Below are 11588 nucleotides of genomic sequence, written 5' to 3'. Positions count from 1 at the left end.
ACGTACGACACTGCCCGATAATCAGGAAGTGCGCCACCAGCCATGCAGAGTAAAATGTGCGGTCATTTTCAGATACCTCGTTGAGTGAACTTGCGTACTAGTTAACTAGTTCGATGGCGTAATGTCAACCCCCGGATTTCAGAATTTCACCACATACCGCTATTATGGCGGCGCAGATATTGAAGATGAGTGACGGGAGCCGCTTTGAGCGACACGAATTACGCAGTGATTTACGACTTACACAGCCACACCCAGGCCTCTGACGGCCTGCTTACGCCCGAAGATCTTGTCCATCGCGCCCATGAGATGCGCGTCGGTACGCTGGCAATCACCGATCACGATACCACCGAGGCCATTGCGGCCGCGCGGGCGGAAATTGCCCGCAGTGAATTGCCGCTTACACTGATAGCAGGCGTGGAAATTTCTACTGTCTGGGAAAATCATGAGATCCATATTGTCGGGCTGAATATCGATATTGAGAACCCGGCTATGCGCACGTTTCTGGATGAACAGAAGGCGCGTCGCGTGCTGCGCGCAGAACTGATCGCCGAAAGGCTGGATAAAGCCCATATTCCCGGTGCCTGGGAAGGCGCGCTGCGTCTGGCCAAAGGCGGCGCGGTGACCCGGGCGCACTTTGCCCGTTTTCTGGTTGAGGCCGGGAAGGCAAATAATATTGCGGATGTGTTTAAAAAATATCTTGCACGGGGGAAAACCGGATACGTTCCTCCCCAGTGGTGTACAATAGAACAAGCTATTGATGTCATTCATCATTCTGGCGGTAAGGCGGTGCTGGCCCATCCTGGGCGGTACGATCTTTCCGCCAAATGGCTGAAACGTCTGCTGGCCTACTTTGCCGAACACGGCGGGGACGCGATGGAAGTCGCGCAGTGTCAGCAGGCGCCCAACGAGCGCAGTCAACTGGCTGAGTATGCCCGCCAGTACGGCCTCCTTGGCTCCCAGGGTTCTGATTTTCATCAGCCTTGTCCCTGGATCGAGCTGGGACGCAAGCTCTGGTTACCTGCAGGCGTCGAGCCGGTGTGGCAACTCTGGGAGCAGCCAACGCCAATTGAAGAGAGGGAAGTATGAGCCAATTTTTTTATATCCATCCTGACAATCCGCAGCCGCGTTTGATTAATCAGGCCGTGGAGATCGTGCGTAAGGGCGGGGTTATCGTCTATCCAACCGATTCGGGTTACGCGCTGGGCTGTAAGATTGAAGACAAAAACGCGATGGAACGCATTTGCCGGATCCGTCACATCCCCAACGGGCATAACTTCACCCTGATGTGCCGCGATCTCTCTGAGTTATCGACCTATTCCTACGTGGATAACGTGGCGTTTCGCTTGATTAAAAATAACACCCCGGGCAACTACACCTTTATCCTTAAAGGGACGAAAGAGGTGCCGCGCCGCCTGCTACAGGAAAAACGCAAAACCATCGGGATGCGCGTACCGTCGAACCCGATTGCTCAGGCGCTGCTGGAGACCTTGGGCGAGCCGATGCTCTCGACCTCACTGATGCTGCCAGGCAGCGACTTTACCGAATCCGATCCGGATGAGATCAAAGACCGTCTGGAGAAGCAGGTGGAACTGATTATTCACGGCGGTTATCTCGGTCAACAGCCGACCACGGTAATCGATTTAACGGAAGATGCTCCGGTTGTGCTGCGTGAAGGGGTAGGGGACGTTAAACCTTTCTTGTAATGGTGTAGTTTCCTTTCTTATGGGGCCATTTTATTAGCTGATATAATGGCCCTGATATTAACGCTTCGTTTCTTCCCCTCTGTATTAAAAATCTTATTATTATCTGAAAATTATTCTTTTGCCGGAATAGTCTCACCCTGTCTGAATATGCGGATGTACGATAATAGAACACATATTTACAGATAAAGAGGATTATCTATGGCGCTACAAGGGACGTTAATCCTGAATGGGGCAGACTATGCGCCGTTTAATTTGTACGGCGTGGGTGTTTTTATGGCGCACTCGGGATTAGGAGCATATCGGAACAATATGAACTGTGCTGCTATTGCAAAACTAGGGCCCATCCCTCCCGGTAAATACTGGATAGTTGATCGCAAAGAAGGCAACTACTTGTCTCAGAAAATAACGGAAACACACGATGAGGCCAATAGACTTTTTGGTCGACGCGCCTTTGGCAAATCGGATTGGTTTGCATTATAGCGCGATGATTGGGGAATCGACGATGACACATGGATTGAAGGTGTCAAACGCGGCAACTTCCGGCTGCATCCTGGTACAGTTTCAAAAGGCTGTATAACCATCGCCAATAATTCTGACTTTGCGATGATCCGTAATGCGCTTATGAGCACGCCACTAATACAGGTTCCCTGTATGCGGTCTTTGATGGCGCGGGGATGGGTGGAGGTGGTCGATGGCGGTTATACTAAAAAAATTTGCGCGTAAAACAGGTAAATTTATTTATTTCATCTTTTTGTTGATTTGTATAGCCCACAGTCTTCCATATGCAGAGTTATATATTAATGAAAGTTTTGCAACAAGATGGGCGCTGTTTTTCTATGGAAAGGAAGACGCAGAAGCCATGTATGATGCTTTTACCGATATTGATTTTTCTATAATGCTATTAATAGCAATCCCTATGTATATTTTAACAATGAAGTTACTCAAAAAATTAAGGAGCTAATAAAATGCCAATCCCTCCCTATATGTGGCTGAAAGACGATGGCGGCGCAGATATTAAAGGATCTGTTGACGTTGAGGATCGCGAAGGAAGCATAGAGATAATAGGGTTAAGCCACGAGATAAACCTGCCTGTAGACAGTGCCAACGGTAAAATTACCGGTACGCGCCAGCACTCCTCCATGATGATTGAAAAGGAAGTGGATAGCTCTACGCCCTACCTTTATAAAGCAGCGCTGTACCTAACGTTAAACTGTCGGGCAACGATAAAAATGAATCATGTAGAAAGCATCAGTATCCAATATGAGAAGATCACCTGGCGCATAGTGGATGGCAACATTCAGCATACCGACGCCTGGAATGAACGCCCTACAGCATAACGAAATCTGACGGCCCCATCTGTACGAGAGAGCCGATCCGATGGGTTTGCTTCAGGTTATCCATGCCAGAACGCTGCTGCACAAAACTTGTTGAATCATTTAGTCTAAAATTCATGTAGTATGTGCGGCCATGAATCACTGGGTGTGACACATTGTCCGCCATTATGTGTGCTATGAAAGAGTTGCAGATCAGTGAGTTAAGGTCTAAATAAACTTAACTCGTTGTTTTTGAAAGTATCCCAGACGCCTGTGAAGGCGACACCTGAAGGAAGCTCAATGAGCGAGAAATTACAGAAAGTGCTGGCCCGCGCCGGCCACGGTTCACGCCGTGAAATCGAAACCATTATCGAAGCAGGTCGTGTCAGTGTGGACGGTAAAATCGCCACCCTGGGTGACCGTGTGGAAATCGTGCCAGGCCTGAAAATTCGTATCGACGGCCACCTGATCTCAGTGAAAGAGTCTGCCGAGCAAATTTGCCGCGTGCTGGCCTATTACAAGCCGGAAGGCGAGCTTTGCACCCGTAACGATCCGGAAGGCCGTCCGACCGTGTTCGACCGCCTGCCAAAACTGCGCGGTGCGCGCTGGATCGCTGTAGGTCGTCTGGATGTGAACACCTGCGGTCTGCTGCTGTTCACCACCGACGGTGAGCTGGCAAACCGTCTGATGCACCCAAGCCGTGAAGTGGAGCGTGAATACGCGGTTCGCGTGTTTGGCGAAGTTGACGACAACAAAATCCGCGATCTGTCACGCGGCGTACAGCTCGAAGATGGCCCGGCCGCCTTTAAAACCATCAAGTTTACCGGTGGTGAGGGCATTAACCAGTGGTACAACGTGACCCTGACCGAAGGCCGTAACCGCGAGGTGCGTCGTCTCTGGGAAGCCGTTGGCGTGCAGGTTAGCCGTCTGATCCGCGTGCGTTACGGTGACATCCTGCTGCCGAAAGGGCTTCCGCGTGGCGGCTATACCGAGCTGGATTTAACCCAGACCAACTACCTGCGTGAGCTGGTGCAGCTGACGCCGGAAACCACCTCGAAAGTGGCGGTGGAAAAAGATCGTCGTCGCATGAAAGCGAACCAGATCCGCCGGGCGGTCAAACGTCACAGCCAGGTCAGCGGCAATAATCGTCGCTCTGGCAGCCGTAACAACAACGGCTAAAAAACAAAACCCGGCATCGCCGGGTTTTTTCTTAATAGTCGATACCGATTTGCGCTTTAACGCCGGCATCAAAGGCATGTTTGACCGGGCGTAACTCGCTGACCGTATCCGCCATCTCCAGAATCTCCCGATGACAGCCGCGCCCGGTGACGATCACCGTCTGGTGCGCCGGACGGTTGTTCAGCGCATCCACGACCTCCTGCAAGGGCAGATAGTCGTAGGCCACCATGTAGGTGATCTCATCCAGCAGCACCATGTTGAGCGCAGGGTCCGCCAGCATGCGTTTCGCCTGCTCCCAGACGGCCAGACAGGCGGCGGTGTCGGTATCGCGGTTCTGGGTATCCCAGGTAAACCCGGTCGCCATTACCTGAAACTCCACCCCGTGAGGCTCGAGCAGATTACGCTCGCCGTTCGGCCACTCTCCTTTGATGAACTGGATCACGCCCACCTTTTGTCCGTGACCGACGGCGCGGGTCGCCGTACCAAAGGCCGCAGTGGTTTTGCCTTTACCGTTGCCGGTGAAGACAATAATAATCCCGCGTTCATCCTGAGCTGCGGCAACGCGGGCGTCGACCTGTTCTTTCAGACGCTGCTGGCGCTGCTGATGACGTTCATCACTCATTGCGATATTCCTGGTTTACGGCCGGGTTGGGCATCAAAGGTCATGCCGGTTTTGCGGCGACTGTCGTCGCCCATCAGCCACAGATAGAGCGGCATGATGTCGGCAGGGGTTTTCAGTTTAAGCGGATCTTCCGTCGGGAACGCGCTGGCGCGCATGCCGGTGCGTGTGCCGCCGGGGTTGATACAATTTACGCGCAGGTGGCGGCTTTGATACTCCTCCGCCAGCACCTGCATCATCCCTTCGGTGGCAAACTTCGAAGCGGCATAGGCGCCCCAGTTGGCTCGCCCCTGGCGCCCGACGCTGGATGAGGTGAATACCAGCGAGCCGGAATCGGACTGCAGTAATAAAGGAAGCAATGCCTGAGTGAGGAAAAAGGTGCCATTGACGTTCACCTGCATTACCTGCTGCCAGATCTCCGGGGTTTGCTCGTCCATCGGGCGCACTTCACCGAGAAAACCCGCATTATGTAATACCCCGTCCAGACGCGGATAATCCTCGGCGATACGCCGGGCAAGCTGCTGGCACTCCTCTGGGGTGCAGGTTAACAGGTCAAGCGTATATTCGTGCGTCGGTGCGCCACCCTCGCTGGCAATCGCCTGCGCCACGTCGTGCAGTTTTCCTTCATTACGTCCTAACAGAATGACGCGTGCGCCGTGGCGGGCGTAGGTCAGCGCCGCCTCACGGCCAATACCGTCGCTGGCACCGGTGACCAGAATAATACGGTTTTGCAGTAGATCTTTTTTGGGTTGATAGTGCAAAGTCACTCCTCTGGCGCGCGTTGGCGCGGCCCATGCTGTGCGTTCTCTTTTCGGCTTTATGCCCGAAAGTGAACAGGATATCAATCAGTCATCCGGAGAGTTCACTGTAAAATTAACAATTTGCAAATATTTTTCCGCGAAATTCAAATTCCTGAAGACGCCTCGCAAGGGTATCGTCAGGTGCGAGACGCCTGGCGAAGGCTGTTGTACACTGGGTGTGAAAACAAGTGGTTAAACCAAGGTGGACGCGTGGAATTACTTTCTGAATACGGTTTATTTCTGGCCAAAATTGCAACGGTGGTGATTGCCATTGCGGTGATCGCCGTTCTGATTGTCAACCTGACGCAGCGCAAACGTCAGCGCGGCGAGTTGCGGATTACCCGGTTAAGCGAGCAGTACACGGAGATGCAGGAAGAGATGTCGGTGGCGTTGCTCGACGCGCATCAGCAAAAACTGTGGCACAAGGCGCAGAAGAAAAAGCACAAGCTTGACGCGAAAGCGGCTAAGCAAAAAGCAAAGCTGGAGCAGCGCCCGGAAGCGGCAAAACCGCGGGTCTATGTTCTGGATTTTAAAGGCAGCATGGATGCGCATGAGGTTACCTCCCTGCGCGAAGAGATCACCGCGGTGCTGGCAGTGGCCAGACCCGAAGACCAGGTTGTCCTGCGTCTCGAAAGCCCGGGTGGTGTGGTCCACGGTTACGGGCTGGCCTCCTCGCAGCTGCAACGCCTGCGCGACAAGCAGATCCCGTTGACGGTGGCGGTAGATAAGGTCGCCGCCAGCGGTGGTTATATGATGGCCTGCGTGGCCGATAAAATCGTCGCCGCACCTTTCTCTATTATTGGTTCGATTGGCGTAGTGGCGCAGATCCCCAACTTCAATCGTTTCCTGAAAAACAAAGACATTGACGTTGAGTTGCATACGGCGGGTCAGTACAAGCGCACCCTGACGCTGCTGGGCGAAAATACCGAAGAGGGTCGACAGAAATTCCGCGAAGATCTTAATGACACCCATCAGCTGTTTAAAAGCTTTGTGCAGCAGATGCGGCCAAAGCTTGATATCGAGCAGGTGGCGACCGGTGAACACTGGTACGGCACTCAGGCGCTGGATAAAGGGCTTGTGGACCAGGTGGGCACCAGCGACGATCTGCTGCTGGGGCTGATGGAGGGCCGCGAGCTGGTCGGCGTGCGCTATACCCGGCGGAAAAAACTGATGGACCGGTTTACCAACAGCGCCGCAGAGAGTGCGGACCGACTGTTGCTACGCTGGCTGCAGCGTGGACAGAAACCCCTGCTATAAATAAAAACGCGAGGCCAGTGCCTCGCGTTTTGCATCAATCGACCAGGTGATACTTATCCGAGAGGGCATGGGCCAGGTATTTAAACATGTTAAATACCGCGGTGCTGCGTGGGGTAGGTAACCCCTGCTCATCGAGAAAGTAATCGCCGCTGAAGACCAGCACGCCATTACGCTGCTCCACACCTGTGGCTTCGATCCCTGCCAGAGTGTCGTCATGTTCACGAATGAGTTTATTTGCTTCGGCAAGCAAGGTTGCGCGGTCAATTGGTTGGGTAGTTTGCTGCATTATCCCCTCCTTAAACAGTGACATTAGTCTACGCCGCCGCGGTCCCGGGAGCAAATTTTCCCCGTTTTCAGGCATGCAGGGCAAGACGGACAGCGCTGGCGTGATTTGCTTTTGCATGCTAATAAAGTTGCGTAACGGATTTTATCAGGTAGAGTGTGCGCTTTCGTCATTCTGGCAATAGATTTGCTTGACATTCGACCTAAATCTCGTCGTGCAGTCACACCGGAGCGAGAAAAAGCCCGTAAACTCAACCACCTGGGTGAGGTCGTTTTTGGCGACTGGTCCGAAAGGGGGTTGATATCCACTGATGACGTCGTTATATAGATGTCTCGTCGCCAGTGGAAGGTGAACTCACGCGACGTATTCCTGGAAGAAACAAATTAGGTAAAGGTGAATATGGGTAAAGCTCTCGTTATCGTTGAGTCCCCGGCAAAAGCCAAAACGATCAATAAGTATCTGGGTAGCGACTACGTGGTTAAGTCCAGCGTCGGTCATATCCGCGATCTGCCGACCAGTGGCTCAGCCAAGAAGAGCGCCGACTCTACCTCCACCAAAGGGGCCAAAAAGCCTAAAAAGGATGAACGTAGCGCGCTCGTAAATCGCATGGGTGTTAACCCGTGGGATAGCTGGCAGGCACAGTACGAAGTGCTGCCGGGTAAAGAGAAAGTCGTCTCCGAGCTGAAACAGCTGGCGGAAAAAGCCGACCACATCTATCTCGCAACCGACCTTGACCGCGAAGGGGAGGCCATTGCATGGCACCTGCGGGAAGTGATCGGAGGGGATGACACCCGCTACAGCCGCGTGGTGTTTAACGAAATTACTAAAAACGCGATCCGTCAGGCCTTTGAAAAGCCGGGCGAGCTGAATATCGACCGCGTTAACGCTCAGCAGGCGCGCCGCTTTATGGACCGCGTCGTGGGTTACATGGTCTCTCCACTGCTGTGGAAAAAGATTGCCCGTGGCCTTTCAGCGGGCCGCGTCCAGTCTGTTGCCGTGCGTCTGGTGGTTGAACGTGAACGCGAAATCAAAGCGTTTGTGCCAGAAGAGTTCTGGGAAATTGACGCCAGCGTGACCACGCCGGGCGGCGATACGCTGCCGCTGGAAGTGTCGCACCAGAACGATAAGCCGTTCCGCCCTGAAAACCGCGATCAGACGATGGCCGCGGTCGCGCTGCTGGAGAAAGCCCGCTATCAGGTGCTGGATCGTGAAGACAAACCGACCAGCAGTAAGCCGGGCGCGCCGTTTATCACCTCCACGCTGCAGCAGGCGGCAAGTACCCGTCTGGGTTACGGCGTGAAGAAAACCATGATGATGGCTCAGCGTCTGTATGAAGCGGGTCACATTACCTACATGCGTACTGACTCCACCAACCTGAGCCAGGACGCAGTCAACATGGCGCGTGATTACATCGGCGATAACTTTGGTAAGAAGTATCTGCCGGAGAGCGCCAACCAGTACAACAGCAAGGAGAACTCTCAGGAAGCGCACGAAGCGATTCGTCCTTCTGACGTTGCTGTTCTGGCTGAATCCCTGAAGGATATGGAAGCCGACGCGCAGAAACTGTATCAGCTGATCTGGCGCCAGTTTGTCGCCTGTCAGATGACGCCTGCACAATACGACTCCACTACGCTCACCGTCGGTGCGGGTGATTTCCGCCTGAAAGCGCGTGGTCGTATTCTGCGTTTCGATGGCTGGGCCAAAGTAATGCCTGCGCTGCGTAAGGGTGATGAAGACAAAACCCTGCCAGCGGTCAACGCCGGGGATGAACTTTCCCTGGTTGAGCTGACGCCGGCTCAGCACTTCACCAAGCCACCGGCTCGCTTCAGCGAAGCCTCGCTGGTGAAAGAGCTGGAAAAACGCGGCATTGGTCGTCCGTCTACCTATGCGTCGATCATTTCGACCATTCAGGATCGCGGCTATGTGCGTACGGAAAACCGCCGTTTCTATGCAGAAAAAATGGGTGAAATCGTCACCGATCGTCTGGAAGCTAACTTCCGCGATCTGATGAACTACGACTTTACCGCGCAGATGGAAAACAGTCTTGACCAGGTGGCGAACCACGAAGCCGAGTGGAAGAAGGTGCTCGACAGTTTCTTCGGCGACTTCACCAACCAGCTGGAAAAAGCGGAAAAAGACCCTGAAGAGGGTGGCATGCAGCCGAACCAGATGGTGCTGACCAGCATCGACTGTCCGACCTGCGGTCGCAAAATGGGGATCCGTACCGCCACCACCGGCGTGTTCCTGGGCTGTTCAGGCTATGCCCTGTCGCCGAAAGAGCGCTGCAAAACCACCATCAACCTGGTGCCGGAAAACGAAGTGCTGAACGTGCTGGAAGGCGACGATGCGGAAACCAACGCATTACGCGCTAAGCGCCGCTGTAATAAGTGCGGCACAGCGATGGACAGCTACCTGATCGATCCGAAACGTAAACTGCACGTCTGCGGTAATAACCCGACCTGCGACGGTTACGAGATCGAAGAGGGTGAGTTCCGCATTAAAGGCTATGATGGTCCGATCGTGGAGTGTGAAAAATGTGGTTCTGAAATGCACCTGAAGATGGGGCGTTTTGGTAAGTACATGGCCTGCACCAACGATGACTGTAAAAACACGCGTAAGATCCTGCGTAACGGTGAAGTGGCACCGCCGAAGGAAGATCCGGTGCCGTTGCCGGAGTTGCCGTGCGAGAAGTCCGACGCTTACTTCGTCCTGCGTGACGGTGCGGCGGGCGTCTTCCTGGCGGCCAACACCTTCCCGAAATCACGTGAAACCCGTGCGCCGCTGGTGGAAGAGCTGTTCCGCTTCCGCGATCGTCTGGCTGAGAAGCTGCGCTATCTGGCCGATGCGCCACAGCAGGATCCTGAAGGTAATAAGACGATCGTGCGTTTTAGCCGTAAGACCAAGCAACAGTATGTTGCTTCTGAGAAAGACGGTAAAGCGACCGGCTGGTCAGCATTTTATGTTGACGGAAAATGGGTTGAAGGCAAGAAATAAGCCTTAATTACCGTTACTTACCTTTGAAAGGGCCGGACTTCCGGCCCTTTTTTATTGGCGGGTTATTATTTTTTGTTACGGGCTATACAGCAATGATATAAATGATATAGTGGTTATAGTTAACCCTTTTCTTATTATCAAATCGTCTTAAGCGATTGCCCGTGTGCGCTCAATCGGATGGTCCGGCATGAAACTACAGCAGCTTCGCTATATCGTTGAGGTGGTCAACCACAACCTTAACGTCTCCTCGACCGCAGAAGGTCTTTATACCTCGCAACCCGGTATCAGTAAGCAGGTCCGTATGCTTGAAGATGAGCTGGGGATCCAGATTTTCGCCCGCAGCGGTAAACACCTTACTCAGGTTACGCCGGCGGGGCAGGAAATTATCCGTATTGCCCGCGAAGTGCTGTCGAAGGTCGATGCCATTAAATCCGTGGCGGGCGAGCACACCTGGCCTGACAAAGGCTCCCTGTATATCGCCACCACCCACACCCAGGCGCGCTACGCTCTGCCGGGCGTGATTAAAGGCTTCATTGAGCGCTATCCTCGTGTTTCGTTGCATATGCATCAGGGCTCACCGACTCAGATTGCCGAAGCGGTATCAAAAGGCAATGCAGATTTCGCCATCGCCACCGAAGCGCTGCATCTTTACGACGATTTAGTGATGCTGCCTTGCTATCACTGGAACCGCTCGATTGTGGTGACGCCTGAACACCCGCTGGCGGCCAAAACCTCGGTATCGATCGAGGAACTCGCCCAGTATCCGCTAGTGACCTACACCTTTGGCTTTACCGGCCGTTCGGAACTGGACACCGCATTCAATCGCGCAGGTTTAACGCCACGGATCGTCTTTACCGCCACCGATGCCGACGTGATCAAGACCTACGTGCGGCTGGGGCTGGGGGTAGGGGTGATTGCCAGCATGGCGGTAGATCCGATAGCCGATCCCGATTTAGTCCGCCTGGATACCCAGGGCGTATTCGGCCACAGCACCACCAAAATTGGTTTCCGCCGCAGCACCTTCCTGCGCAGCTATATGTATGATTTTATTCAGCGATTCGCGCCACATTTGACCCGCGACGTGGTGGATACGGCGGTTGCGCTGCGTTCTAATGAAGACATCGAAGCGATGTTTAAAGACATTAAGCTGCCAGAAAAATAATACCCTGCGGTATCTTTCCTGCGGGAAAGATACCGTTATTCCTGTTTTTTTATCTGAATTAGAATTCTTCTCTTTTAACCATTCGTTTAACACAGTAACCATAGGGTTACAGCGCTTTGTGTCCGCGCCTGTCTCAAAAAGCCAACAAAAATAGAAAATAAATAGCCGCTACGCAAACTCCACGTTTCATTTATATATTTCCGCTCAAAAGATTAAATATTTCACCGTACAGGATTCGTAAATTCACTGGATTTTCAACTAAAGTTTCTTTAGGATTT

12 protein-coding genes, 1 pseudogene and 1 other annotated feature (1 of these 14 only partly in view) are annotated in these 11588 nt (G+C 53.2%); of the genes and pseudogenes, 9 read left to right on the top strand and 4 right to left on the bottom strand.

The features are described from left to right. Positions 1 to 45, bottom strand: a sequence feature (Trp leader region) (it extends 50 nt beyond the left edge of the window). After that, the gene (trpL, locus tag ES815_RS24175) at positions 22 to 66 is read right to left on the bottom strand and encodes a trp operon leader peptide (RefSeq protein ID WP_106993556.1); all 45 of its coding nucleotides are present in this window, start codon (positions 64 to 66) and stop codon (positions 22 to 24) included. Its footprint overlaps the feature before it by 24 nt. A gap of 123 nt (positions 67 to 189) precedes the next feature. Between trpL and rnm the strand changes: the two genes are divergently transcribed. The 6 genes and pseudogenes from rnm to rluB all read left to right on the top strand — a co-directional run bounded on the left by rnm (position 190) and on the right by rluB (position 4195). Continuing rightward, positions 190 to 1086: an RNase RNM gene (gene rnm, locus ES815_RS22555; RefSeq protein WP_231312161.1), complete on the top strand. Its 897-nt coding sequence runs from the start codon at positions 190 to 192 to the stop codon at positions 1084 to 1086. After that, positions 1083 to 1703: an L-threonylcarbamoyladenylate synthase gene (locus ES815_RS22550; RefSeq protein ID WP_142489813.1), complete on the top strand. Its 621-nt coding sequence runs from the start codon at positions 1083 to 1085 to the stop codon at positions 1701 to 1703. The genes rnm and ES815_RS22550 overlap by 4 nt, the downstream gene beginning before the upstream one ends. 198 nt (positions 1704 to 1901) lie before the next feature. Continuing rightward, positions 1902 to 2426 (top strand): annotated as a pseudogene (locus tag ES815_RS22545) (DUF2778 domain-containing protein). Next, positions 2395 to 2664, top strand: coding sequence for a hypothetical protein (locus ES815_RS22540; RefSeq protein WP_142489812.1), 270 nt, complete (start codon positions 2395 to 2397; stop codon positions 2662 to 2664). The pseudogene ES815_RS22545 and the gene ES815_RS22540 overlap by 32 nt, the downstream one beginning before the upstream one ends. Positions 2665 to 2668: 4 nt before the next feature. Next, positions 2669 to 3040 (top strand): Hcp family type VI secretion system effector, encoded by a 372-nt coding sequence (locus ES815_RS22535; protein ID WP_142489811.1) that lies wholly within the window; start codon positions 2669 to 2671, stop codon positions 3038 to 3040. A 276-nt stretch (positions 3041 to 3316) separates the two neighbouring features. Further along, the gene (rluB, locus tag ES815_RS22530) at positions 3317 to 4195 is read left to right on the top strand and encodes a 23S rRNA pseudouridine(2605) synthase RluB (RefSeq protein WP_142489810.1); all 879 of its coding nucleotides are present in this window, start codon (positions 3317 to 3319) and stop codon (positions 4193 to 4195) included. A gap of 31 nt (positions 4196 to 4226) precedes the next feature. Here rluB and cobO read toward each other — a convergent pair whose 3' ends face one another. After that, positions 4227 to 4817 carry a cob(I)yrinic acid a,c-diamide adenosyltransferase gene (cobO, locus tag ES815_RS22525; protein ID WP_142489809.1) on the bottom strand — a complete coding sequence of 197 codons (591 nt, stop codon included), beginning with the start codon at positions 4815 to 4817 and terminating at the stop codon, positions 4227 to 4229. Beyond that, positions 4814 to 5575: a YciK family oxidoreductase gene (locus tag ES815_RS22520; RefSeq protein WP_142489808.1), complete on the bottom strand. Its 762-nt coding sequence runs from the start codon at positions 5573 to 5575 to the stop codon at positions 4814 to 4816. Before ES815_RS22520 ends, cobO begins: the two co-directional genes overlap by 4 nt. A gap of 249 nt (positions 5576 to 5824) precedes the next feature. Between ES815_RS22520 and sohB the strand changes: the two genes are divergently transcribed. Beyond that, a complete protein-coding gene (gene sohB, locus ES815_RS22515) occupies positions 5825 to 6871 on the top strand; it encodes a protease SohB (RefSeq protein ID WP_142489807.1) in 1047 nt (348 codons plus the stop codon). 34 nt (positions 6872 to 6905) lie between these two features. On the opposite strand, the gene ES815_RS22510 is transcribed toward sohB, so the two are convergent. Beyond that, positions 6906 to 7157 (bottom strand): YciN family protein, encoded by a 252-nt coding sequence (locus ES815_RS22510; RefSeq protein WP_142489806.1) that lies wholly within the window; start codon positions 7155 to 7157, stop codon positions 6906 to 6908. 396 nt (positions 7158 to 7553) lie between these two features. On the opposite strand from ES815_RS22510, the gene topA reads away from it, so the two are divergent. Both topA and cysB read left to right on the top strand, forming a co-directional pair. Further along, a complete protein-coding gene (topA, locus tag ES815_RS22505; RefSeq protein WP_142489805.1) occupies positions 7554 to 10148 on the top strand; it encodes a type I DNA topoisomerase in 2595 nt (864 codons plus the stop codon). Between the two features lie 187 nt (positions 10149 to 10335). Next, positions 10336 to 11310 (top strand): HTH-type transcriptional regulator CysB, encoded by a 975-nt coding sequence (gene cysB, locus ES815_RS22500; RefSeq protein ID WP_106993152.1) that lies wholly within the window; start codon positions 10336 to 10338, stop codon positions 11308 to 11310. Positions 11311 to 11588: the final 278 nt, after the last annotated feature.

This window comes from Leclercia adecarboxylata (assembly GCF_006874705.1).
GTDB lineage: Bacteria > Pseudomonadota > Gammaproteobacteria > Enterobacterales > Enterobacteriaceae > Enterobacter > Enterobacter adecarboxylatus_C.
This window is presented reverse-complemented; position numbering and strand designations above follow the sequence as displayed.